Genomic DNA, 23,690 nt, shown 5'->3' on the forward strand with positions numbered 1-23,690 from the left:
AATCTATAGCTAGGTTTTTAAAAAAGATTAACCTCTAAATGATTGCATCATTCCAACAACCTTATCCCATGTGCTCGGAATCAGTACGAGGAAATTGCAGACTCATCAATAATTTGAACTTCATTTTCTATCATTCACGCAGAAACTCACGTGAAATCCCTCATACTGAACATCAGAGAATATAATGTTTTCTACTCTGAATTTCTTTCAACAGCCAAACCGCCGAGTATGTAAATTAAAAAATGAGAAATATGATCGAATCGCCAGAGATAAAGTTGAATTTCAGGCTTGCCCCCATAACCGATGCCCCGGTCTATCTGAATCACAGAGTTCAGCCACTCAAGATCGAGCATAACGGGCCTTTTATCCGCAACCGTGACGGCCAGTTAGTTTGCGTCCAAGATAAGGAGGCTTACCTTTCCGACGACGAGGGAAAGAGCTGGCAATCTTACACTTTGTTCTCTACCGAACAAGAGTTTAGCGCCTCGAACTCCCGTAGCCTGTTATGCACGTCTCAAGGCACGATTATTCTCTCATTCGTCAATACCGCAAATCGGCATTTCAAATGGCGAAAATCCGCCAATGCACCGACCAGAAACAGCTACCTGTACCATTACATTGTACGCAGCGAGGATGGAGGAAAAAGCTGGCAGGAACCGATCCTGCTGCAAAAAGGCTATGCGGCGGCGGCAACCACGTTAATCGAACTGACGTCCGGAAGCCTTATCGCTTCAGCCCAAAATCTGGATTACGAGCAAGCTCGACATTACAGCCTTAGTTTTCGCTCGCAAGACGACGGGAAAAGCTGGCAAGCCAGCAACAAACTGGATATAGGAGGCCGAGGCCATCACGCCGGCTGCTACGAAGGAACCTTGGTCGAACTCGAAGACCGAGTCTGGTTCTGCATCCGAACCAACCGGGATTATTTCTGGGACGCCTATTCTTACGACGATGGGAAAACTTGGACGCATACTCAACCGGGTTTCCAGGCCAGCAGTTCACCTTCAATGCTGAAACGCCTCGCCAGCGGCCGCTTGATTATGGTTTATAACACCCTTTACCCGCAAGGATCCGACCACTTCAAGCGCGTCTCCGGACAATTCTCCGAGGTCGAGGCATCCTGGCACAGAGAAGAACTCTCGATCATCCATTCCGATGACAACGGAAAAAACTGGAGTAACCCCGTGACCCTCGCCAGATGCAAAGATGCGTGGCTTTCCTACCCTTATGTTTTTGAAGCACAGCCAGGGGTACTGTGGATTACCACTATGCAATCCGAATTGCGAATTAAACAGGAAGAAAAGTTCCTGATTAGCAAGTAAAAAACCTGCCATCCAGACACAAAAAAAGCCGGAACTTTGTCATGTTCCGGCTTTTGCAGATACCAGCCAAGGACTTGGCTGGTATACGTAAAACCAATTAAAATAAAAAGCGAGTTAAAACATTCAACTCAAGCCTAATTATTAGACGATTTTAGATTACAACGATATTCTCAGCTTGAGGACCTTTTGCCCCTTGCGAAACGACGAATTCTACCGCCTGGCCTTCTTGCAAAGTTTTAAAGCCAGTGCTGACAATAGAACTAAAATGTGCGAAGACATCTGGCCCTGATTTTTGTTCGATAAATCCGAAACCTTTGGTTTCATTGAACCACTTAACGGTCCCTGTAACTGTATTAGACATAATAAACATCCTAAAATTTTAAATAGACACGAGCCTGCAATAGGCATGAATTGCTTAAAGATAAAAAACGATGGAACTTAAATACTTCAAGACGAGGTGTTACAAAAAATAAAACAGCGAAATGTAGGATGTAAAGCTTATAGAATTTCTCTAGCCCGCTTACTATACCGGGGTTTCAAATAAATAGCCAGCAATATATTGAAATTATTGCAAAAATACTAAACTTTGCTCCAAACAATATATTCGGCCTATATAATAAGAACCTCTCTGCGTAGCTACCGAGTCAAATTTGTTGCGTTTTCCACCCATCGAACGCAAGCAAAGGTATTCCATGACTGCCGTCCGTATCCGTTACCAAACCATTGAATTTGATGAATTTGATATTCACCTGCGAAGTTTAAAAGACAAACAGCAATTCAACGACCCCTTTTCCGAAGCGGAAAACTTAGGAATTTCTTCCGCACAATGGTCATTATTCGGCGTTTTGTGGCAGTCCAGTCAGGTACTAGCCGACAAGATGCAGCATTTTGAAATTAGCGGAAAACGAATCCTGGAAGTCGGTTGTGGTTTAGGCTTATCGAGCCTGCTTTTAAGTCTACGTGATGCCGATATCACCGCAACCGACTATCATCCTGAAGCAGGAAAATTTTTGGTCGAAAACATCAAGTTAAACCAGTGTAAAGAAATTCCTTTTCTAAGAACCAACTGGAAAGACGAACAACCTCAACTTGGTAGTTTTGACCTTATTATCGGGTCCGATTTGCTATATGAGCAAAATCATATCAACATGCTTTCAGACTTCATTGAGCGCCACACAAAACCGGGCGCCGAAGTGATACTCGTCGATCCTGGCCGTGGAAAGCATGCTAAATTCAGTAAGGCGATGATGGAAAACGGCTTTGAACACAGTCAATACAAACCGAATAACACACAGCTTCGTTCAGATAAAATGCCTTTCAAAGGACTTATCCTAAAATACAAACGTTCAATCTGAACAAAGCAACATCTATTTACAGCAAAGTTTTATTTCCCTTTCAACGCAGCTTCAAGCGACTTACGCTCTTCCATCCAGGCCCGCTGGTCAAAATCGACATTCATGCAATCGTAGCAAAAATCTTTGAATATGCCGAGCTTGGCCAGTACCCAATGCAATTTACAACCCAGGCAGAAACCGAACACGGCTTCCATCCACATTAACACGAAGCAAACACCAACCAACAGCGGTATGAAATTCGGCATCCAGTTGCTATCGGTCGGCAATAGCTCGGCCGAGAACAAGGCATTGATAAAGCGTGCTACCGTGTCGGGATTAAAAAAGGTCAAACAAGAAACGATCAAAGTTGCACCGATCAACCAGGCAAAGCGCTTTGGCTTCAAAGGTTCCCATTTAGGACGAATATTTCGGGTCAAGAACGTCGCTAAATGAATTGTCGGCGATAAATAGGCGGTTCTGACAAACATACCGGCAAGCATTTCAAACAGCCCATACAGCAGCACCAGGCTGGGAATCGTATAGTCGAATACGGTGCGATACGCTTGAACGTTAAAAATCGTGCGCCACTCTTCGGTCATATCGAAAGTCTCTTCAACAAAAGTATTCGGCAGGACCGTCCACGTCGGAGCCAGCACCGTCGTAAACAGAACTATGACCATATAAATCGGCAAGATCAACATCAAACCGGCACGCATCTGTACCGCATACTTATTGATGAAAATAACGTCTTCCGACTTATCCCGGAACCAGAGGTTTTTGAAGTGGTATCGCAACATTTTTTTATCCTTATATGAGAGGTATAACTGCAAACACATAGACTAGGATAAGAAGTGTAGCGATCATTATCAATTGTTACGTGCCCTAAAAATTCTTAAGGCACATAAGAAAATATTATTAAATACTTATAAATTAATTTAGTGTCCTGAAATTTTGAGGCATTTTTCTTTCCTCAAAAACGAACGAACAGACTCTAGAAAACCCGGCTTTTCACACTATGCATTTACAGCATAAAATGCAGCAGAACAGATAAAGTCATCAATGAGAATACCGTCGAAATCAAAATCGTCTGGGCGGTGATAAGTCCGTCCCTCCGATAATATTCCGCCAGCATATAAGGGCCTGTGCCGGTCGGTAATGCGGCTAGGACAATCGCCATCATCGCCAGATCGGTTTGCATTTCAAACACAAACAGAGCAAGACAGGCAACCAATAACGGCTGCAGTATCAATTTTGCAAAGCTTAAACCCAGCGCCGTATTACGCACCGCCGGAGTATTATTTTTCTCATTTTCCCTCGCATCGGCCAGAAACAACCCCAGGCTGACCAAAGCCGCCGGGCTCGCCGCACCGGCCAGAATCGTTAAAAAGCTATCGATGCTTTTGGGTAATGAATAAGGCGTGATGGCGAACAAGGCTCCCAAGACCGGGGCGATGACCAATGGATTCTTGAACACCGCCAGCAATACATTCAACAAACGCAGATGCCATGCAAGCTTGGCATGCAAAGCACTTTCAATTAAGACTATGGCTCCGCCGAACAGCAGCGAGACGACAATCACGCTGGCAATCGCGGTCGGCACCTCACTCACGGAACCAAAAATCAGCAACATCAGAGGAAAACCAATATAGCCGGTATTGGAATATGAGGCCGCTACACTGTCCACACTCGCATCTGCCAGCGTACAGCCCTGCCTAAGCCGCCACACCACCACCACGGCAAAAACCGCAAAAGAGCCGATAATATAAACCAGAATAAAATCCGGTTTGAACATCGTCTGCCAATCGCTTTTCGCCATAATATCAAACAGCAAGGCCGGTAATGCCAGCCAGACCACAAAGCGGCTCAATTCTCCCGCAGCAGCCGGCCCCATAATATTAACTCTGCGGCTGATAAAACCCGCGGCAATTAATGCAAAAACCGGAAACAAAATTGAAAACGTATTCAGCATGACGATGCTCTATCTTTATTTTGATAATCTCGAAATAGAAAACCCCAAGCCGAGTATTCGACTTGGGGTTCATTATTTTGAAGGGTTTTAGCTATTAAGCAAAAGTTTTTACGCCAAAATGGCGATAAAACTCTTCATAAAGGAATACCGCCAGTTCAAGTGCTGATTAATTCCACCAAACGTTCGCGTACCATCTCGTTCCCTGCACTTCCGGCGCAGAGTTTTTGCAAAAGTAATTTAGGATCTTCACAAGCGTCCAGAACTTTCCCCATTACCGCCTCAATGCAGTGTCGCCACTCCTCTAATTCGGGAGATTCCGACTGGGCCAGCAAAGGTCCTTGATAAAGGGTAAAGGCTTCGTTAATTCTTTGCTGATGCAAAGCTTGCCAAACTTGAATGAAGTCGGCCCATACTGGAACAAGCAAACGATAGGGCCTTGAACCGATATGTCCTCCCAGTACATGCCGCAGATGCGACAGTTCGGATTTTAATGTACTCGAAGAAATCGGCGCATCACCATATAAGGCAGCGTGAAATGACTCCAGATTCAAACCTTGGGGATTCAAGGCAAGCAGGCACAGTATTTCCATCTGACGCTTGCTAAGGTGCAAGGATTTTCCTCGGAAGGTTACTCGCATCTGTCCGAGAGCGTAAATTTCCAACTCTTCCTTTGGAAGAATTGCCGGCAAACTTCCGGCAATATTTCGAGCCAATTCCGTAACCGCAGCCTGTCCCAGAGAAGTATGCCGGTTCCATGTCGTCGACATATCCAATATCCCGACACACTCTCCTGATTGCGGATGAATAATAGGAGCCGCATAGCAGACCCAGTCATGCAAAAAAGATTGATAATGCTCGGATGAAAAGACCGTCACAGGACGACGCAGAGTTTTGGACAAGCCAATTGCATTCGTACCGATAGACTTTTCATCCCAGCGTCCACCCGCCTGGAAGTTGACCGATTCTGCTCGATCACGCATGTGCCGACTTGCAAAGCTCCATAACAAACAACCATGAGGATCGGAAATAGCCGCCACCAAATCCCCCTCACGGGTAAGTTGGACCATATTGTCCTGCTCCTTTTGAGCGGCAAAGAATAGCGGCGATTCATGCCACGCTTCTTGCACTCTCTCCTCTCTCGCGTAAGGAGCATGAGCCACCCGATGATGGACACTGTTTGCACTGCGCCGCCAAGACAACGAAATATCTGCCGACACCTCCGATTCTACGGGTGTAACATCGTATTCAGTAAAATGATTCCAGTTGTCTTCAAGAATACTGCGTCGTTGCGAGAGGCTATAACCGGCGAGTAAGTTGGAAGTCATAGGCTAATTTCCTTCTTCCTTTCTTCAGTTTTAGCAGAATTATATTATTGTTATTCTTACTGTAATTATTGTTATTTTTATAATCGCTGCATTTTTGCTTATGACCTCCGCAGCCCTTGTTCCTCAAACAGGTACACCCATTCCGATGCAAAGAGCCTCTTCATCAATACCCCTCACACAAGCAAATCAGGCCGATTTTTAAATAACCAACCTTTTCCCAACCTGCAACCAACTAGAGTTTCGAGGCGGGCAAAAATTCCTGCTCTACATAGCAGATCGAACGGAGCTTTGTCCTCATTATAAAAACAGACATAAAACCCGCTCGACGGATTCAAAACTGTTTGAGCTGTGCAATAAAACAACCCAAGAAATAATAAGAATCTAGGAGGTTCTGACTCATGCAATACGCAATTCCTAACACAGAAGGTGCGGTGATTAACTTCAAACAACGTTATGAAAACTTTATCGGCGGCAAGTGGGTTGCACCGGTTGACGGTGAATATTTTGACAATATCTCTCCTGTTAACGGAAAACCTTTCTGCCAGATTCCTCGTTCCAACGAGAAGGACATCGAACTGGCTCTGGACGCCGCCCATGCTGCAAAAGATGCCTGGGGTACGGCATCGGTAACGGAGCGCTCCAATATCCTGCTGAAAATAGCCGATCGCATTGAAGCGAATCTGGAACTGCTCGCCGTAGCGGAAACTTGGGATAACGGCAAAGCCGTGCGTGAAACCCTCAACGCCGACGTCCCTTTGACCGTTGACCACTTCCGTTATTTTGCCGGCTGCATTCGAGCTCAGGAAGGCGGCCTTGGAGAAATCGACCATAACACCGTAGCCTATCATTTCCACGAACCTTTAGGCGTAGTCGGACAAATTATTCCCTGGAACTTTCCCCTATTGATGGCCGCCTGGAAATTAGCGCCCGCTCTTGCCGCCGGTAACTGTGTCGTATTGAAACCGGCCGAACAAACACCGGCTTCTATCCTGGTAATGATGGAACTGATCGAAGATTTATTACCTCCAGGTGTTCTGAATATCGTCAACGGTTACGGTGTTGAAGCGGGTAAAGCACTGGCAACCAGCACCCGTATAGCCAAAATTGCCTTCACTGGCTCCACGCCTGTCGGTTCTTTGATCATGAAATATGCAGCGGAAAACATTATTCCGTCCACGGTTGAACTGGGCGGAAAATCTCCTAATGTCTATTTCTCCGACATTATGGATCATGAAGACGAATTCCTGAGCAAATGCGTCGAAGGTGCCGTATTGGCATTCTTCAACCAGGGCGAAGTCTGTACCTGCCCTTCGCGCCTGTTGATTCAAGAAGACATTTACGATAAGTTCATCGGCATGGTGATTGAACGTGCAGCGCAGATCAAACGCGGAAACCCTCTGGATACCGAAGTGATGGTCGGAGCTCAGGCTTCACAGGAACAATTCGATAAGATTCTTAGCTATCTGCAAATCGGTCGCGACGAAGGGGCCGAAGTCATTACCGGTGGTGGCGCCGAATCCTTGGACGGCGATTACGCCGAAGGTTATTACATCCAGCCGACCCTATTGAAGGGTACCAACGACATGCGCGTGTTTCAGGAAGAAATTTTTGGCCCGGTCGTTTCGGTCACAACCTTTAAAGACGAAGAAGAAGCGCTCGCCATCGCCAACGATACGGAATTTGGTCTGGGAGCCGGCGTCTGGACTCGAGACATGAATACCTCTTATCGGATGGGTCGTAAGATTCAGGCTGGCCGTGTGTGGACCAACTGTTATCACCTGTATCCTGCACATGCCGCATTCGGAGGCTACAAAAAATCCGGTGTCGGACGCGAAACCCATAAGATGATGCTAGAACATTACCAACAAACCAAAAACCTGCTGGTAAGCTACGACATCAATCCTCTCGGTTTCTTCTAGTATTTAAGCAACCGGCTGAATCCGGTGGATTTCGTAAAATCTGCCGGATCGCCTAGTGATATGGAACTCTTTCAACATTGGCACTTTCAAAATAGCTTTCATGCCTTGCAAGGCCCTTTCTACCACAGGGTTGAGCCGCAAACAGTGGAAGAAGCAAAACTCCTCCACGTCAACCCTCACACTCTGGAGTTACTTAAACTCCCTGTCGATAGTTACACGCATCCAGACTTTATTTCCGTTTTCAGCGGTAATCGAATGTTACTCGGTATGCTGCCTCTGGCCCATGATTATGCAGGACATCAATTCGGACGTTTTAACCCGCTGTTGGGAGACGGTCGAACGACTATTCTTGGAGAAATCGTTATTGATGGAACAAGCTGTTGGGAACTCAGCCTGAAAGGTACGGGACGCACCCCGTTCGCCTCGCACGCGCAGCATGCGGACGGTTTAGCGGGAGTCAGCGAATGCGAACATGAATTCCACATCAGCAGACGACTCGAAAGCTTAAATATCCCTACCGTCCACAGTGTAGCCGTGATACAAGGGAAGCAACGAGTCTATCGCAATCATGCTTTTGAACATACTGCTATCCTTAGCCGCATTACCCCAACGCATATCCGCTTCGGCACATTTGAACTCTACTACTTTCAACGTAACTACGAAGCGCTGCAACAACTTTGCGACTATGTCATTTCTCGCCACTACCCCGAATGTAACGACCCCGAAGCCCCCGCCGAAGAACGACATGCCTGTTTTTTCCGTCGGGTGGTGGCTCGCACGGCATCCTTAATCGCTCACTGGCAAGCCGCCGGTTTCACCCATGGAACAATGAATACCGACAATCAATCCATTATCGGCATTACTCTAGATCTCGGTTCCGCAAAATTTACCACCGAATTCGATTCTGAATTCGTCGCCAATCCTATCGATAAAAAAGGGCATTATGCCTTCGGCAACCAACCCTCCATAGGCTTATGGAACTGTAATGTCCTGGCCCGCACCCTATCCCCTCTGATAGGCGGGAAAGCACTGCGCGCAGCTCTGCAAACCTATGAACCAATCTTCCTGAAAGAGTATGAGCGACTGAAATAAATATCCGCTACTTCAAGCCAAAACGGATTGTCTTAAAGAAGAAGTCATTCCCGGCTTAACGCATTGCAAATAATTCTTGATGAAAGTCTTCGTTCGACAGACCGTGTTGCACAAACTCTTTACGCAACGCCCCTCCGAATGCACTAGGCCCGCAAAACCAAAAACTTGCCGCATCCCATTCAGGAACAAGTTCGCGGATCTTCTCAGCGGTCAGACGGCCGTCTTTCGGTGTTACCGTAACATGCAATCTGATATTGGCTGCCTTCGCATCGGCAGTCAGTTTTTCGATGGCTTTCGCATCATAATCCGTGGTGGTATGGAATAAATCAATTTCCTGCGCCCCGGGGCTTGAGCCAAATATTTCATACTTGCAATAAAGGGGGTAATTCCGATCCCCGCACCGATCCAGATTTGTCGAGGTTGACGACCCGAAAAATCAAAACATCCATAAGGTCCTTCCACAGATACCGACATGCCGACTTTCAACCATTGCTGCAACTGTCCGGTCCAATCGCCTAACTCCTTAATGACAAAGCTAAGACTGCGTTCATCCGGATTCCATGCCGAAGCGATCGTATAAGGATGAGCTCCCTCGATACTTTTTGAGGTAACAAAAGCAAACTGCCCGGGCGAATGCCCTTTCCAGCCACTGTCAACCTGAATACAGCCTTCAACGACTTTTACCCCCGGATAGGAATCGATCGACTTGATTACCCCTTTCACCCGGCGTTTACGGCCAACCCTGCCGAGCAACACCAGTACCAACCAACAGCATAAGCGCCATCACCCACCCTATTGGCTGAGCCCGGTATTCATACTTGATCAGTACCAGCGAATGATAAGCCAGAACCAAGTAAGCCACTGCCAGCAACTTATGGGTTTTCTTGAACAGATGGTATGGAAATAACTTTATCAACGCCAATGCAATCAGGATAACTGCAGCATAAAATGCCCATTCACCGATCGACTCGGCCAAACCGCGCTGATCCCGCAACCACTGTTCAAGTTGAGAGATATTCTCCACTCTTCCCCGTTGACGTTCCGGTCGGCTCAACCAGCCCCAGCCGACCATCCATTTGGTACCCTGTGCCCCACCACCAGTGAAGCACTGAAAACACCAAACCGCCTACGCCCAGCCATTTATGCAACCGATACATTTTGTCGAGCCCGTTCAAGCGTCGTTCCAGCCACATTGGTCGTACTGCAAGCAACAACGCCACACTCATCATGCTTATACCGATCACGCCGGAGTACTGGATAAAGACGGTTCGAAACGAAAAATAAGAGAACGGCGTTGGATACAAGGTATCCGCCAAAAACCATACCATGCTTACTAGCAGAAAGCCGCCCAAGAATGCCACTTTGATATTTTTCATAACTGAATTCCTCCGACTGTACGTTGAGCAACAGTCTATACGGAATAGATTAATATAGCTTCGAGGCTCAAACTAAGGAACAATCTTGCAAAGCACCTACCTATCGGATATCAACAGCCGTAACCGGTTTAACGATCATCCTTTTCAAACCTCAGGCATAACGCTTTCTGCTCAAAATGAACAGTGCTATACCGCCGAGAATGGCCAAAGACGCTAAACCGAGACGCAGAGAAATCGGCTCGTCCAAGAAGAACACGGCTCCGATCGCCGCTAAGGGCGGTACGCTTAATTGGATGATTGCCGCACTTGCCGCGCTTAACGCCGGCAGAACCGCATACCAAATTGCATAGCCGATACCCGATGCCAGAGCTCCCGAGGCGATTGCCAGCCCTGCACCTTCCATGTCAACATTAGTATGCCCCCACCAGAGAAGGCTAAGAATCAGAGCAAAAGGCAGAGAACGAACAAAATTTCCGGTCGTCTCGCGCGTGGCGTCATTCACGCCACGGCCGCGCAAAGAGTAAATTCCCCAGGCAATACCGGACGCGCACATCAGTGCGGTTCCCCAAAATGGTGGCGCGGACAGTCCAGGGAGAAACAGTACCACCATTCCGACAATCGCCAGCACAACTCCGACCATCTGTATTGCTCCGAGACGTTCACCTTTAACCAAGCCGTAGCCAATCATCGTCAATTGAACCGAACCAAACAGCAAAAGTGCACCGGTTGCGGCCGATAGCTCAATATAGGCAAAAGAAAAACCGGCGGCATAAGCAAATAGAGCCAAGGCGGATAGCGAATTCCCGCCCAGTTTGACCCTCGCAACCTGCTTGGCAGAATTCGTCAACGACAATAATACAAGCAAAGCCATGGCACCTGAGACCAGACGAATGGTCGTAAAAGAAGCGGCGTCAATCGCGGTTTCGGTCAATGCAACCCGGCATAGTAAAGAATTACCCGCAAACGCGATCATCGCCAGGGAGATAAGAACAAAAATACGAATTGTCGACATCTATCGCTCTTTATTCCAGCGCTTGCGCCACAGACGCATGAATTCGACTTCCCCTAAGGGATGATCCGTTTTATCGAGTATCAGACTTTCTCGCATCTCTCTTAAGAAATCCCGGTCCAAGGCCCAACGAATCAGCATGACGATCAACATCGCGACAACAGCGCCGATACCGGCCACCAGCATATCCTTCTGTGCATCCCAAATATCACCTTGAGCCCCGAGAAAAGCCAGTCCTGCGGAAGGATTGACATTCGCGGCTGTCAACCATTCAACAATTTCATATAACCCGGAAAACGCCAACACCAGTTCCACCGGCAGCCAATATCCCCAGAAACTGCGAGCATGCGCAATACGATAGAATATTTCGCGCATCGGATAGGCGATCAATAAACCGAAGCTGAAGTGCACTACCCGATCATACATATTGCGCTCGGCACCAAACCATTCCTGCAAGGTAAAACCGAACGGCACTTCGGCATAGGTGTAGTGCGAACCGATCACGTGCATACACATAAACAGGGTAATCAAAGTATAAGAGAGTTTAGACAGACGGAAATAACGACTGACCAGAATAATCACCGGCACAAAGAAAAACACCAGATAGTTTTCCAGCAACCAATCATGCGGGTAAACCGGATCAATCGCCGCCCACCCCCAAACCATCAAAAAAATGAGAAATAAGACTAAGTGGTAACGCGACAAACCCAACGAAAGCATCAATTCCACTCCCTTTATTGCAAATAAGATCACATTAGAATATACAACTTCAGACGAAACCCTACAGAGAAGAACATATCAAAAATTGATCAACAAACCGATTCATATTAAAAGGAGGTCGAAAGACCTCCTAAGAACATGCGCTATTTTCATCCGAAAACCAGAAATCGAATTCTAAATAAGCTAATCATTTACCACTGCTTTTGTACGAATCGATTTAATGTTCATTAACATGGCAATAGAGATGATTAAAGCGACAATAAAGAAACCGGAAAAAACATATAGAGTCTCGGCATAGGAACCGGTAGCATCTTTAACCATCGAAATAATCAACGGCCCGACCAAACCGGCTGCCGCCCACGCCGTCAGAATATAACCGTGAATTGCACCGAGTTCTTTGGTGCCGAAGATGTCGCCGATATAGGCAGGAATTGAAGAGAAACCACCGCCGTAACAGGACATGATGAAATACAGAATCACTTGGAAAATAATGATTTCGGTGATCGACGGTAAGGCATAAAATGCCACCGCTTGAGTCGCGAAGAAGGTGATATAAACCACCGGTCTGGTTAAATAATCCGACAGGGATGCCCAGAAAATCCGTCCTGCGCCATTGAAAATCCCCATCAGACCGACTGCCGCCGCCGCGGCAATGGCGGACAAACCGAGCACTTCCTGCAACAATGGCGATGCGACACCGATAATTGCAATACCGCAGGTAACGTTAATAAACAGCATTAGCCACAAACCGTAGAATCGCGGCGTTTTAACCGCTTCATGCAAACCGAGCATAGCGAGATCCGGCTTGATTTTTTTATGCCCGGCCTCGACTTTTTTCTTAAAACCTTCCGGCAAATAGCCTTCTTCCGGTTTTTCCAGATACAGCGCCGAAGCGAACATGATCACAAAATAGCTCAAACCTAAAACGAAAAACGTTGATGCCACGCCGATGGAAGAGATTAATACCTTAATCGTCGGCCCCCAGATTGCTGAAGCAAAACCAAAGCCCATAATCGCCAAACCGGTCGCCAGGCCGCGCTTATCCGGAAACCATTGCACCAGCGTCGAAACCGGTGAAATATAACCGATTCCCAGACCGCATCCGCCCAGCACTCCGTAGAAGAAGTACAACAGCATTTTGGATTCCATTAAGATCGCCAGCCCGGAACCGGCCGTACCCAAGCCGAATAACACCGCCGCCAGAATCGCCGATACCTTTGGGCCGTTGCGCTCAACAAACTTCCCCATTAAGGCCGCGGATAATCCCAGGAAAAAAATCGCTATACTGAATGCAATAGTCACATCGGTCAGCGTCCAGTTCATCTGCTCCTTAATCGGATTAACATACACACTCCACGCGTATACCGAACCGATGCAGATATGTACACCTACGGCGGCCAGAGCCATTAACCATCTATTTTTTCCCATATAACAACCTCCTCAAAACGTCCTGTACTTATACTCGTACTTATACTCATGTTTATATAGAAATGAGACTGAGACAATATCGTAGATAATCCGCCGACTGTCCATACAGAAACCCGATTATTAAAACCAATAATACTTACCCCCACATAAGAAATAACGATTCGCCATATTCCTTAAGATCGGTATGGAGTAAAGTTCTGACAAGGTAGATGCGGGAAATCACTCTTTGAAACGGCAGCATTGAAGCATACAGCCGACTTAAAAAGCAAAAAAGAGGCGCAAAACCTCTTTCTCTAATTTTTTTAGAACGGCTTAAGCTTCCAGCACTTTAATCACCTTTGAAACCGCTTCTCCCGGATCGGTCATATCCGTTATCAAGACGCGAATGCCATCATGATTAAGCTTGTCGTGCAGATCGTTCCCCATTTCATGGGTAATCAGCAATTTAATACCGCTCAGAGGATGTTCGGGATGTTGCGACAGACTTCCCGGTAAGTTACACAGCAGTTGATCGCTAGTCAGACGACAGTGAGTCTTGGACTTCACTTCGCAATGTTCCAACTCGTAAATCAAATAACCGGGGCATTTTCCGGTATGTCCGGAAATGGTTCTACCGTTTGGGCTGCTGATCGCCAGTTTCATAGAACCTCCTTTTGGAAATACGCTGAACGGAAGGATGCATGAATGAAACCTTCTTAAATAAAATTATATTGATTGGAAATTTTTCGGACAGAAAAGAATCTGTATCGGCGGTAATTAAGTTACGTTATAACAATACAAATATGACAAGATAGCGCCTGATTCACACCGCTATTTTAGAATATAGCGCCTGATTCACACCGCTATTTTAGAATAAAGAGGTCATTCATCCGATAGCGGACAAGCCGGTAATTCGCAAACTGAATGAGTTTCCGAATGGAGGTTTTGTATCTCTTTAAAACTTTGCAGAATATTGCTATCCGCAGGGTTCAGACGCAACGCACAACTTATTGCCTGCTGCGCCTGCAGGATACATTTCCTGGAAACCAGATTATAGGCCAAGTTATTCCAGGCATTGGCATTAGCCGGGCGGAGTTCTATCTCCCTTTTATAACTTTTCTCCGCTTCCGTCAAATGACCGGCAGCCTGTTCACTATTGGCCAGAGTCATTAAAACGATGGAATTATCCGGCCAGCGAGCCGCCGCCGCACGATAGCCTTGTAAAGCTTCGCTGGCAAACCCGGAACCTTCCAGATCGTGGTTTGCCAACACATATTTGACCGCATCGGCGGTAACCGGAATTATTCCCGGTTTCATAATGACATAAGCCCAATCTTTTGCTCTATCCCAGGTTCTTTCAAAGGTTGCCATGCTCATGTCGTGGCGTTTGATATCGCCCGATCTTAAAATCAACCGCTTTTCATCAAGATCGTAGCCGACAACAACCGCATAGTGCCACTGTGGCCAGAATGGCAGTGATAAATTCTGAAAGACCAACACAGGATTACCTGCAGCAACTTCCTGAACAATATTTTTTAGATTCGGCTCAAGCGGATAGGCCAGCATGCCATAACTTCTGGCAGTGGCAATCATCTCGATTTGCACACTGCCGCGACGCTGAGGAAGATACACCTTACTGACCAGCTCTTTATCCGTAACAGCCAATTCGCGATAAGACAGCATCGTCGCCAAAGCTGCCGGACCGCATTGATATGCCTTTTGAGGAAAAAAAGGGACCTCGGATAATTCAACATGGTGGGAAATGGTGATTGGCAACGCCTCAGGCAAGGCATTGGTTTGCGGCGTGCTTGAACACCCTGCTAAAGACAGCGAATATAGTAAATAAAGAACGCCAGGCGAAAACCTGGCGCTTATCCAGTTAAACATGGACGAGAAGTGCTATTTATTGATGTTGTTCACAAACGGGAAGACATCCGTTGCACCCAGCATGTCAGTGATGACCAGCACAACAAAAACCAGCAATAAAACTTCCAGAACACCGCTACCGGCAGGAAGTTCATCCAACTTCTGATTCAAAGCGACCAACTCCTGATCGTTCATTTGGCTGACGCGTGCCTTCGCATCATCCGGATTAACACCCAGAGCAACCAGTTGCTCTTGCACATCATCTCGATCCAAGGCACCCAGGATCTGCTGAACGGTTAAATCGTGATTGGCTTGCGCCGTAATTTGATCATTTGTCACCATTCCGGCATACGCATAACCGACATAGCCGTTCAAAAATGCAAACAGAGACAGAACGGAAACCAGTTTTGTAAAACGTCGCGATAGTTTCATTAACAGCACCTCATAGTTGTTTATTTAATAAGACTGATTTCATTTTAGCCACAGCTCGGACGAGATGGCAAACAAAAAAGTTTCCAGAGCGGTTCTACTTGGCTCTACTTCCTCTCATATCACGCTTAATGCGTTCCGAAGTTGTGATATAGCCTGCTGCATAATTGTCGTTGGAACGGCAAGATTGATGCGCATAAAACCGCTTCCCGACTGACTTTGACCACCGAAACTTTCGCCGTCGTTCAAGCCTAACTTAGCCTCTTCGATCAGCCATTTTTTCAATTCTGCATGGGTGCCGAACTGTTCTCTAAAATCCAGCCAAACCAGATATGAAGCTTCCGGCCGCATCATTTTCACTTTCGGCATGTGAACGGCAAGAAAACTTTCCAAGGCATCAAAGTTACGCTGAAAATGCACCAATAAATTATCCCGCCACAGCTTGCCTTCCTCGGAATAAGCGGCCTGAACGGCAATCTGAGCAAACAGGTTCCAATCGTGAATCGACACCGAATTGGCGGTTTTAACATAAGCTTTTTTCAATTGCGGATTGGCGATAATCGCATAGCCCATCTGCAAACCGCCGAGATTAAAGGTTTTTCCAGGTGAAGATAGCGTCACGGTGTTTTGCGCTATTTCTGGAGATAAGCTCGCCATCGGGCAGTGAACGTTTGGCGGAAACGTCATATCGGCGTGAATTTCATCGGAGACCACAATCACCCGATGCTTTAAGCAGATCGCTGCCAATTTCTGCAATTCGTCTTTTTGCCAGGCCCGGCCGGAAGGATTCTGCGGATGACAAAATAGAAACAGTTTGACCTGCTGCTCGACAATTGCCTTTTCAAACGCATCGAAATCGATCTGATAGCGATTGTTCTGCAACATCAAAGGCGCTTCGATGACTCGTCGGTTATTCAGCTCAGGCGCTTTAAGAAACGGCGGGTAAACCGGCGGTTGTACCAGAACGGCGTCTCCGGGCTGAGTATAAGCTTGGACAGCAAGAAAAAAACCATTGGCGACATTATGAGTAAAAACGATCTGCTTTCGATGCACTTCATAGCCATATTGCACCTGCCAGTCGGCAATCGACTGATAGACATGATCCGAGGTATGGGTATAACCCAGAATGGGATGCTGCAAACGCTGTTGAATCGCTTCAATCACAAATGGCGGCGTCGGCAAATCCATATCCGCCACCCACATCGGCAATACATCCTCGGTGCCGAATAAGGCTTCTCTCAGCGCATATTTCTCGGCCTCAAAAGCGGCGCGGTCAAACTGCTGGTCTAGTTGATCTAAGTCCATAATTTCCGATACTTACTTAGACTTTTTCCAGATGGTAAATTCCGATAACGAATGCTGAAACTTTCTCTTCGTTTCACGAATCACAAACGGCACTTCGAAAGGCCCATCCACCAACTGCAGATTCTCACCGAGAATTTCGGTAATTCCTTCCAGAGTCATCACGTTTTCACCGGTGCCTTCATCTTTATATCCGCCCAGCCAGTGCTCTTTTTCGGTAAACTCTTCCAGCCAGGTATAAGGCGAAGCCAGAACCAGTAAACCGCCTTCATTCAGTCGCTCATGCACTTCACGCAGGAATTTCGCCGGTTCGTATAAACGGTCGATCAGGTTAACCGCCACGATAACATCATAGCCTTGGAAAATCGGCTTCATATTCACCGCATCCTGCTGCATGAATTCGCACTTGTGCGCTACATCAGACAAACCGTATTCGGCCAGAGTTTTCTCTTTAAACTCCATCACTTCACCTTCCATCGGGATGGTATAAAGCACATGACCCTGCTCTTTCAATTGATCGGCAATACGAATGAATCGCGCGGAGAAATCCAATCCTAATACCGAATCGAAATAATGCGCCATTTCAAAACTGGCCCGACCGACCGAACAACCGACTTCCAAAACCTTCAGATCGCTTCGACCGGCAAAATCCGCATTCGTTTTGGCAGCTTCAATGGCAATCTGCGCGTAGCTTTTGGCAAAGCTCGGCACGCCGAAATACTCTTCGCCATAGTGGAATTCGCAATACTGCGCGACCGAATCGTCGGTTTCGTAAGTGGAGAAATGGGTTTTCACTTCCGCATCCGATTCAATGTAGCGGAAACCGGCGTGCTGGAAGAAATGGCGACGGAAAGCATAACGCGAATGACCGTTAATCTCGTTACCGGTCGAAATCCAGCTGCCGCCTTTGATGATATTGTGTTTGTTGTCGTAAGTCGGCGTGGTGAAATCATCGTAAATCGGATGCACCTTAAAGCCGTCAAACGGATAAATCGGCGTTTGCGTCCATTGCCAGACATTGCCGACTACGTCGTAAAAATCACCGCTGCGGAACTGGTCGACCGGCGTTGAAGACGCATACTGCTGTAAATTGATATTCGCCTTACCTTGATGGTCCAAAGCTTGAGAGTGTTCACGCAAACGCAGATATTCGTCTTCACTCGGCAGACGGATCGGACGACCGGTTGTCCGGGCTTTCCAGTGGCAGAAGGCTTCCGCTTCTAATGAATTAACCTCCACCGGCCAGTTCCACGGCATTGGAATTTCTTCGGCCATACAGCGCAGATACCACGCGCTTGAATCGCCGTCCGGTTTTTGCACCCAGAAAGTCGGATGCTTGTCCGGAGTGAATTCGCGCCAGGCATTGCCCTCTTCGCTCCAATAGTCAGATGTTTCGTACCCGCCTGCCTCGACAAATTCCAGATATTCCTGATTGGAAACCAAAAATGCCGCCGCCTTAAATTCCGGCACCTCGGCATGATGCACGCCATATTCGTTATCCCAACCGTAGTATTCCGCCGGGTCTTGATGATCGATATTCACTTCACCCGCAGGAACCTTGACCACACCGTTCTCCGGCGCGCTACCGGCATCCGGACAAACCGGGAACCAGTCGTGCGGTTTGACCTGATCGATCGGCAGCTGGCGAATCAACACCGAAGAGGTTTCCAAGTGAATTCGTTCATGCTCGATGCCCATCATCACTGGCCACAAAGGACTGTTCCAATCAATCGGGAAGGAAAATTCAACCGTGTCGATAAACTCGTTCACCGCTGCCTGGACCTGCTTACGATAAGCGCGAACCTCATCCACACTCGGCCATGCATAGTGCGCATCGTTCAAGTCGTCCCAGGACATCTCATCCACACCGATGGCAAACATCGACTCGAATCTTGGATTGACGCGCTCAGGCAACAATTTGGCAATGGTCAGTTTATTCACAAAGAAGGTTGCGGTATGACCAAAATAGAAAATCAGCGGATGGCGCAAAGAACAAGGTCGCAGATAAAACGCCTCATCCGAAACCAGAGTCTCAAACAACTTTTCATACCCTTCAAACGTCTGGTTAAAATACCGCTTGATTTCCGCACGCTTAAAAGCGACATCGCCCTTATCCAAAATAATATTCTGGGTTACCAAATCGGAAGGCGTTAATTTAAAGGGAAGCGACGAGGTCGAATTCTGTTGTTTTTGAGCCTGACTTTGCATAACACATCCTTACTATTTTTATCTTCACTGCCTGGATAGAAACACCAGTTTACCGAAAAACCCGCTTTTTGGCTTCAGGTTCACAAGTTCAATAGATTTTAGTCTCTCGAAATGACAATGAGATGTCATGGCAAAATCTTGCCATAAACGCGAAAAGAAGAGCCATCATAGGGCTGGCTTCTGAAAACTCCGGAAACCAAGCAAATCTAGATCGGTCACTTAATATTAACTTCGATTAAATAAATGGGGATTTATATATTTGAAAAGAAAAGCATCAGAATAAAATGAAATTCCTACTTTAGGTCAATTCCATTCCTTTATTCTTGATATCTTTATTCCCCGTGAGCTCTATTAAAGCATTAGATAACTTTTCTTTTTCTCCACTCCCATCAGTTGCAAATCTCAATATCGGTATATCAAACTTGCTTAGGATGGAATCTTTTAATTCATCTCTCCTTAATTGCGTCGGGTTATGGGCGTGAAACGCAACGCCATCGACTTCGATTGCCAACACAGGTTGCTTGCTCACTCTGCTATAAATAAGGAAATCTATATGAGATGAAGCCTTTACAAATGCAGCCTCATTTTCACTCAGTAAACTTAAGTCCTGTATAAGGCTTCGTAAGGGATAATTTGGAATTTGAGATAGATTCGAAAACCGTTCTGAGCTAATCACTTCCTCAATCAGGGCGTTCATTAAATTTTCTGACTTATAGCTGGAAATAACCTTTGCGTTTTCTATGTATCTCTTTAAATGCTGTGAATAGTTTTGATAAAGTAAATCGAAGATTGAGTAGATTTTACTTTCCGTCACTTCGAAGTTGTTATATCTAATATAGTCCACCAAATCTTTCATGTTTTTGTTTTTTTCGCCATCAGATACAACAACATACAACTGTTCCTTCGCTCTGGATATCGCAACGTTAAGTAAATTTGGATCATCGGCAAATTCATTTTCGTTATTGACGACTGTCGTAATAATCATGGTGTCTTTTTCTCTACCCTGATATTTGTGAACGGTATCGATTTCAACTCCGGTTTCTGTATCAATATGCTTGGTTAATTTGTTCACTTGCTCGCGAAAAGGTGAGACTATTCCTAGATCAGTGGCTGTTAATCTCGGCAAAATCTCATTTTTTACAACATCGATTTGTCGCTGATTAGACAACCCTCGCGCATGATTTCCTTGAGCAGTTTTGATGCAAACCATGGGTTTTTCAATATTGTTAGCTTTAGACAGTATGATCAGTTCACCGCCATAAAACTTTTGGTTACAAAAATCGATAATTTTGGGATGACAACGATAATGCTCTCTGAGTAAGGTTTTTGGTGCCTTCTGAAATATCTTAGAAGCTGATGCAAGTAGACTCAGACTATAGTGATAATTTGAATTGAGGCTATATTGATTGAATACAAAATCGACAAGTTCTCTATCCCTGTCGGTGACTACATGCGGTAACTGTTTTAAATCACCGACAATAACAACATTCTTAGCACACGACATCGCAAGTGCGCCAGAGACTAAATCAACTTGCGAAGCCTCATCAATAATCAAATAGTCATATAAAAAGCTCTCTTGGGTTGAGTTTCTTAAAGAGTGCGTAGTACTTAAAACAACAGGAAACTCTTCCGAAAAATCATCAAAGTTTTTCCACAGTGCTGTTTGATCGAACTGCTTCCTATGTTGTTTGGAAGGGTACTTCTTTAGCAAATGCTGTTTGAACAACTGCATGGATTCATCTGTATATTGCTTGAGAACTGATTCAAATTGAAAGTCTCTCAAACGCTCTTCAAGACTGGATATTAAAGCCTTTAAAGTTTTCACTTTAAGCTCATAAAAACGTTCTTCTAATATGAGCTTGAGATCATTGATCGCATTCGATGAAATTCCAAAAAGCTGTACTCGATAGGTAAATAAAGTTTTTACTTTGAATAAAAATCTCTTAAAAAGGTTTTGGTTTTGAAAAATCTCTAACCCAGATCTGAATGAGAGAATTTTCTCTATATCTAATTTGTAGCTAACTTCAGCAGCGAAAGCGCCAGTAAGTTGTGCTCTAAATATTTTATTGAAATGCTGCTTTTCTATTTTGATGGCTTCGAGCTCCATCAATGCTTTTGCCAAATCATTATGCTCACCAAGCATTCTTCTTAGGTTGGCAATTCTGCTTTTTAAAGATTTTTTATTTGTTGGTTTGATAGGTTGGTCTTTGGCCTCAAGCTTCGGATATGTTGATATTTGGTTCTCAAAAAACTCTTTCTGGTTCACTTTGTTGCCAAGCTTTGCGACAAAAAAGCAGAGTCCATGATTTTCGAGCTTATCAAACACATTTTGCGTAGCAGCATTATTATTAGAAACCACCGCAATAGTTTTATCGCGCAGCAGCAAATTCGCAATAATATTTAAAATGGTTTGTGTTTTTCCTGTTCCCGGAGGCCCTTCAATAAGGCTGATCTGATTAGCCAATGCCCTAGTTACCGCTTTCTCTTGGCTTAAATTCAATCCAAATGGAAAAATAATAGTTTCAGGGGCTTGAAGAGGTTTTGAACTACCTTGGGTTAAGTAAGTGGACAGCGCACTGTCTTGACTAATAAATTCCATCTTGGCGTATTGATTTTCAAGAAAATCATTTTTTTCACCTTTGATGTTGTGATTCCCCATGCTTGAGGCAAGTTCTTTTAGATAATTTAAAACCTCGGTACTGCCATTGTTCTCCTTGAGCGTATTCGTTTCAATCCGCAGCTCACCCCTTTTGTACAAAGACCTTTTTTGGTTTGAGAAAACAACTTTTATAAACTCGCCAAAATCAAGGACCTTTTCGACATTAAATAAACACCTTCTTCCCAACCATAGACGAACAGAAGTAGGATCAAGAGTTCGCTGTAGTTTTTTAATCACCACCTTGTCATTATTGTAGCGATAAACTTTTGGTTGCCCTTTAAACTGAACTTCTATTACTGATGCGGTATCTGTAATCTTTCCGATTTCAGATGTTTTTTCCGTTCCGTTAAGAAAGACAAGATATTTGTTTTCATCGATCGGGCTAGGAATATCACTCATTGTTTCAATATCTTCTAACTCCATTAGACTTAAGGAGCCTGCTGCTAGGTTTAACGACTAATCTGAGCCGCTGCGTGTTGGCACACGGCTGAATTAGCTTTGTTATGTGTTTTTATGCTTATGACGGCAAAGTCTCTATCATAGGAATTGTATGAAGATTTTTATCCCAATTTGCTCTGCTGGAAATAAAAATGTGAGCGGTAGGTGTGATGTGGATATCACAATCAAGGCTTCCAGCAGGAACCACCAGAAGTTCACCTCCCATTTGAATATTGGGAAGTGCCGATCCACAAATTGAGCAAAATGATTTTTTGTGTTGAGTTGAAGGCAATGTAAAATTTGTGACCTTATCGACTCCTGACAACCATTTCAACTTGGCAGTAGAAGAAAAAAGATTGGCTCCATGAGCTGAGCCTGTATCTTTTCGACACCGACTACAATGGCAAAGGTAAAAATTATCAAAATCACCTTCTATTTCGAAAGTGACCTCACCACAAAGGCATGATCCTGACTTTATACTCATAGATTAAACTCCACATGATTGTGACTGATGCAGACTGGATGCACATAACGTTTAAGCTAACCGGCCGCGCGTTAGCGCGGTCGGGTTGAGTGAATTGTTATGCATTTGGGTTTGTAAACACGCCAGCTTTTATCAAAAATTCTGGGCCTACCAAGAAAGGTCTGTGATAGCCCTCTTCTATAACTTTATCGGGAGGAATAAAAAAAATATTTTCTCCAATGGGATGCTCTTCTCGTTGAAATATTAAGTCTAAATGAGCTTCGCCTGTACAATCTAAAATACTGCCATCTCTTAGAGTTAACCAAACGTGTGCTCTTATGTCTTCTCCTATCGCTGGTGATGACAACTCTTTTTCGATTGAAGCATGAGACATTTCGCAGTAGATAAAGTCAGACCAGTATTTATCACCAATTGTTATGTAAGATTTTATTCTTAAGAAATGATATAAAGCATTTTGAAGCTCTAAATGGACGCCTATGCAATTAGTTGCTAAATCAGATGACTTTGTCATACCTAGATCATAGATGATATCTCGGGAAAGATGGATTATTTCTCTAGCTTTATTAATTGATAATTTGTTTGACCATGGAATAGGAGTTTCACCAGGGTTAAGCCCCAACTTTTTAGTGTAGTTTACTGCCGTAACAAATCTTTCTTTGTATGAATTTCATACAACCTCATTTTATGTGTTCAAACAGAGTGCATAACGGGGTGGCGATAACCTGCCGCCCCCACTATTTAAAAATTTCAATTTTTGAATGGTGGGTAGGTCAGGTTGATTGCATTGTTAGACTGCCGCAGGCGGTCTGGCAAGGCAATCTATTAGCGCCA

The 23,690-nt window shown here is 45.3% G+C and carries 23 protein-coding genes; 4 read left to right on the top strand and 19 right to left on the bottom strand.

Annotation, left to right across the window (positions count from 1 at the left end):
* Nucleotides 1-251: 251 nt before the first annotated feature.
* Nucleotides 252-1,322 (top strand): sialidase family protein, encoded by a 1,071-nt coding sequence (locus H8792_RS03575; protein ID WP_185977556.1) that lies wholly within the window; start codon nt 252-254, stop codon nt 1,320-1,322.
* A 151-nt stretch (nt 1,323-1,473) separates the two neighbouring features.
* Here H8792_RS03575 and H8792_RS03580 read toward each other — a convergent pair whose 3' ends face one another.
* The gene (locus tag H8792_RS03580) at nt 1,474-1,683 is read right to left on the bottom strand and encodes a cold-shock protein (RefSeq protein WP_185977557.1); all 210 of its coding nucleotides are present in this window, start codon (nt 1,681-1,683) and stop codon (nt 1,474-1,476) included.
* Between the two features lie 331 nt (nt 1,684-2,014).
* Between H8792_RS03580 and H8792_RS03585 the strand changes: the two genes are divergently transcribed.
* The gene (locus tag H8792_RS03585; RefSeq protein ID WP_185977558.1) at nt 2,015-2,677 is read left to right on the top strand and encodes a class I SAM-dependent methyltransferase; all 663 of its coding nucleotides are present in this window, start codon (nt 2,015-2,017) and stop codon (nt 2,675-2,677) included.
* Nucleotides 2,678-2,706: 29 nt separating this feature from the next.
* On the opposite strand, the gene H8792_RS03590 is transcribed toward H8792_RS03585, so the two are convergent.
* The 3 genes from H8792_RS03590 to H8792_RS03600 all read right to left on the bottom strand — a co-directional run bounded on the left by H8792_RS03590 (nt 2,707) and on the right by H8792_RS03600 (nt 5,950).
* Nucleotides 2,707-3,453, bottom strand: a complete 747-nt coding sequence (locus H8792_RS03590; protein ID WP_185977559.1) for a DUF4395 family protein — start codon at nt 3,451-3,453, stop codon at nt 2,707-2,709.
* 224 nt (nt 3,454-3,677) lie between these two features.
* Nucleotides 3,678-4,625, bottom strand: coding sequence for an AEC family transporter (locus tag H8792_RS03595; RefSeq protein ID WP_185977560.1), 948 nt, complete (start codon nt 4,623-4,625; stop codon nt 3,678-3,680).
* Between the two features lie 155 nt (nt 4,626-4,780).
* Nucleotides 4,781-5,950, bottom strand: a complete 1,170-nt coding sequence (locus tag H8792_RS03600; RefSeq protein ID WP_185977561.1) for a helix-turn-helix domain-containing protein — start codon at nt 5,948-5,950, stop codon at nt 4,781-4,783.
* Between the two features lie 398 nt (nt 5,951-6,348).
* Here H8792_RS03600 and exaC point away from each other — a divergent pair, with 398 nt between their 5' ends.
* On the top strand, nt 6,349-7,869 hold the full coding sequence (gene exaC, locus H8792_RS03605) for an acetaldehyde dehydrogenase ExaC (RefSeq protein ID WP_185977562.1): 1,521 nt from the start codon (nt 6,349-6,351) through the stop codon (nt 7,867-7,869).
* Nucleotides 7,870-7,929: 60 nt separating this feature from the next.
* Complete coding sequence (locus tag H8792_RS03610) at nt 7,930-8,961, top strand: protein adenylyltransferase SelO family protein (protein WP_194947643.1); 1,032 nt, start codon at nt 7,930-7,932, stop codon at nt 8,959-8,961.
* Nucleotides 8,962-9,016: 55 nt separating this feature from the next.
* On the opposite strand, the gene H8792_RS12540 is transcribed toward H8792_RS03610, so the two are convergent.
* From H8792_RS12540 to H8792_RS03670, 15 genes are all read right to left on the bottom strand, one after another.
* Nucleotides 9,017-9,208: a hypothetical protein gene (locus tag H8792_RS12540; RefSeq protein ID WP_228766917.1), complete on the bottom strand. Its 192-nt coding sequence runs from the start codon at nt 9,206-9,208 to the stop codon at nt 9,017-9,019.
* Nucleotides 9,209-9,237: 29 nt separating this feature from the next.
* On the bottom strand, nt 9,238-9,684 hold the full coding sequence (locus tag H8792_RS12545; protein WP_324187589.1) for an FAD-binding oxidoreductase: 447 nt from the start codon (nt 9,682-9,684) through the stop codon (nt 9,238-9,240).
* 7 nt (nt 9,685-9,691) lie between these two features.
* Nucleotides 9,692-9,985, bottom strand: a complete 294-nt coding sequence (locus tag H8792_RS12550) for a hypothetical protein (RefSeq protein ID WP_228766918.1) — start codon at nt 9,983-9,985, stop codon at nt 9,692-9,694.
* Nucleotides 9,963-10,337, bottom strand: coding sequence for a ferric reductase-like transmembrane domain-containing protein (locus tag H8792_RS12555; RefSeq protein WP_228766919.1), 375 nt, complete (start codon nt 10,335-10,337; stop codon nt 9,963-9,965). The genes H8792_RS12550 and H8792_RS12555 overlap by 23 nt, the downstream gene beginning before the upstream one ends.
* A gap of 151 nt (nt 10,338-10,488) precedes the next feature.
* On the bottom strand, nt 10,489-11,349 hold the full coding sequence (locus H8792_RS03620) for a DMT family transporter (RefSeq protein ID WP_185977564.1): 861 nt from the start codon (nt 11,347-11,349) through the stop codon (nt 10,489-10,491).
* Nucleotides 11,350-12,066 (bottom strand): DUF2238 domain-containing protein, encoded by a 717-nt coding sequence (locus tag H8792_RS03625; RefSeq protein ID WP_185977582.1) that lies wholly within the window; start codon nt 12,064-12,066, stop codon nt 11,350-11,352.
* 183 nt (nt 12,067-12,249) lie between these two features.
* Nucleotides 12,250-13,494, bottom strand: coding sequence for an L-lactate MFS transporter (locus tag H8792_RS03630; protein ID WP_185977565.1), 1,245 nt, complete (start codon nt 13,492-13,494; stop codon nt 12,250-12,252).
* A gap of 312 nt (nt 13,495-13,806) precedes the next feature.
* Entirely contained in the window at nt 13,807-14,136 is a 330-nt protein-coding gene (locus H8792_RS03635) for a NifB/NifX family molybdenum-iron cluster-binding protein (protein WP_185977566.1), read from the bottom strand.
* A 219-nt stretch (nt 14,137-14,355) separates the two neighbouring features.
* The gene (locus tag H8792_RS03640) at nt 14,356-15,360 is read right to left on the bottom strand and encodes a PA2778 family cysteine peptidase (RefSeq protein WP_194947644.1); all 1,005 of its coding nucleotides are present in this window, start codon (nt 15,358-15,360) and stop codon (nt 14,356-14,358) included.
* 12 nt (nt 15,361-15,372) lie between these two features.
* Nucleotides 15,373-15,771 (bottom strand): DUF6627 family protein, encoded by a 399-nt coding sequence (locus tag H8792_RS03645; protein WP_185977568.1) that lies wholly within the window; start codon nt 15,769-15,771, stop codon nt 15,373-15,375.
* A gap of 114 nt (nt 15,772-15,885) precedes the next feature.
* Nucleotides 15,886-17,073 (bottom strand): PatB family C-S lyase, encoded by a 1,188-nt coding sequence (locus H8792_RS03650; RefSeq protein ID WP_185977569.1) that lies wholly within the window; start codon nt 17,071-17,073, stop codon nt 15,886-15,888.
* 12 nt (nt 17,074-17,085) lie between these two features.
* Entirely contained in the window at nt 17,086-19,278 is a 2,193-nt protein-coding gene (gene ovoA, locus H8792_RS03655) for a 5-histidylcysteine sulfoxide synthase (protein WP_185977570.1), read from the bottom strand.
* A gap of 298 nt (nt 19,279-19,576) precedes the next feature.
* Entirely contained in the window at nt 19,577-22,360 is a 2,784-nt protein-coding gene (locus H8792_RS03660; protein WP_185977571.1) for an AAA domain-containing protein, read from the bottom strand.
* Nucleotides 22,361-22,454: 94 nt separating this feature from the next.
* On the bottom strand, nt 22,455-22,859 hold the full coding sequence (locus H8792_RS03665) for a GFA family protein (RefSeq protein WP_185977572.1): 405 nt from the start codon (nt 22,857-22,859) through the stop codon (nt 22,455-22,457).
* Between the two features lie 97 nt (nt 22,860-22,956).
* A complete protein-coding gene (locus H8792_RS03670) occupies nt 22,957-23,370 on the bottom strand; it encodes a hypothetical protein (RefSeq protein ID WP_185977573.1) in 414 nt (137 codons plus the stop codon).
* Between the last annotated feature and the right edge of the window lie 320 nt (nt 23,371-23,690).

This window comes from Thiomicrorhabdus heinhorstiae, from assembly GCF_013391765.2.
Taxonomy (GTDB): Bacteria; Pseudomonadota; Gammaproteobacteria; order Thiomicrospirales; family Thiomicrospiraceae; genus Thiomicrorhabdus; species Thiomicrorhabdus heinhorstiae.

What these genes read in the sequence shown, in the direction of transcription:
- H8792_RS03610 (WP_194947643.1), top strand. Translation starts at nt 7,930, where the DNA reads ATGGAACTCTTTCAACATTGGCACTTTCAAAATAGCTTTCATGCCTTG.
- exaC (WP_185977562.1), top strand. Translation starts at nt 6,349, where the DNA reads ATGCAATACGCAATTCCTAACACAGAAGGTGCGGTGATTAACTTCAAA.
- H8792_RS03590 (WP_185977559.1), bottom strand. Translation starts at nt 3,453, where the DNA reads ATGTTGCGATACCACTTCAAAAACCTCTGGTTCCGGGATAAGTCGGAA.
- H8792_RS03635 (WP_185977566.1), bottom strand. Translation starts at nt 14,136, where the DNA reads ATGAAACTGGCGATCAGCAGCCCAAACGGTAGAACCATTTCCGGACAT.
- H8792_RS03630 (WP_185977565.1), bottom strand. Translation starts at nt 13,494, where the DNA reads ATGGGAAAAAATAGATGGTTAATGGCTCTGGCCGCCGTAGGTGTACAT.
- H8792_RS03665 (WP_185977572.1), bottom strand. Translation starts at nt 22,859, where the DNA reads ATGAGTATAAAGTCAGGATCATGCCTTTGTGGTGAGGTCACTTTCGAA.
- H8792_RS03595 (WP_185977560.1), bottom strand. Translation starts at nt 4,625, where the DNA reads ATGCTGAATACGTTTTCAATTTTGTTTCCGGTTTTTGCATTAATTGCC.
- H8792_RS03645 (WP_185977568.1), bottom strand. Translation starts at nt 15,771, where the DNA reads ATGAAACTATCGCGACGTTTTACAAAACTGGTTTCCGTTCTGTCTCTG.
- H8792_RS03625 (WP_185977582.1), bottom strand. Translation starts at nt 12,066, where the DNA reads ATGCTTTCGTTGGGTTTGTCGCGTTACCACTTAGTCTTATTTCTCATT.
- H8792_RS03670 (WP_185977573.1), bottom strand. Translation starts at nt 23,370, where the DNA reads ATGACAAAGTCATCTGATTTAGCAACTAATTGCATAGGCGTCCATTTA.
- H8792_RS03660 (WP_185977571.1), bottom strand. Translation starts at nt 22,360, where the DNA reads ATGGAGTTAGAAGATATTGAAACAATGAGTGATATTCCTAGCCCGATC.
- H8792_RS03600 (WP_185977561.1), bottom strand. Translation starts at nt 5,950, where the DNA reads ATGACTTCCAACTTACTCGCCGGTTATAGCCTCTCGCAACGACGCAGT.
- H8792_RS03640 (WP_194947644.1), bottom strand. Translation starts at nt 15,360, where the DNA reads ATGTTTAACTGGATAAGCGCCAGGTTTTCGCCTGGCGTTCTTTATTTA.
- H8792_RS03620 (WP_185977564.1), bottom strand. Translation starts at nt 11,349, where the DNA reads ATGTCGACAATTCGTATTTTTGTTCTTATCTCCCTGGCGATGATCGCG.
- H8792_RS03585 (WP_185977558.1), top strand. Translation starts at nt 2,015, where the DNA reads ATGACTGCCGTCCGTATCCGTTACCAAACCATTGAATTTGATGAATTT.
- H8792_RS12555 (WP_228766919.1), bottom strand. Translation starts at nt 10,337, where the DNA reads ATGAAAAATATCAAAGTGGCATTCTTGGGCGGCTTTCTGCTAGTAAGC.
- H8792_RS03575 (WP_185977556.1), top strand. Translation starts at nt 252, where the DNA reads ATGATCGAATCGCCAGAGATAAAGTTGAATTTCAGGCTTGCCCCCATA.
- ovoA (WP_185977570.1), bottom strand. Translation starts at nt 19,278, where the DNA reads ATGCAAAGTCAGGCTCAAAAACAACAGAATTCGACCTCGTCGCTTCCC.
- H8792_RS03650 (WP_185977569.1), bottom strand. Translation starts at nt 17,073, where the DNA reads ATGGACTTAGATCAACTAGACCAGCAGTTTGACCGCGCCGCTTTTGAG.
- H8792_RS03580 (WP_185977557.1), bottom strand. Translation starts at nt 1,683, where the DNA reads ATGTCTAATACAGTTACAGGGACCGTTAAGTGGTTCAATGAAACCAAA.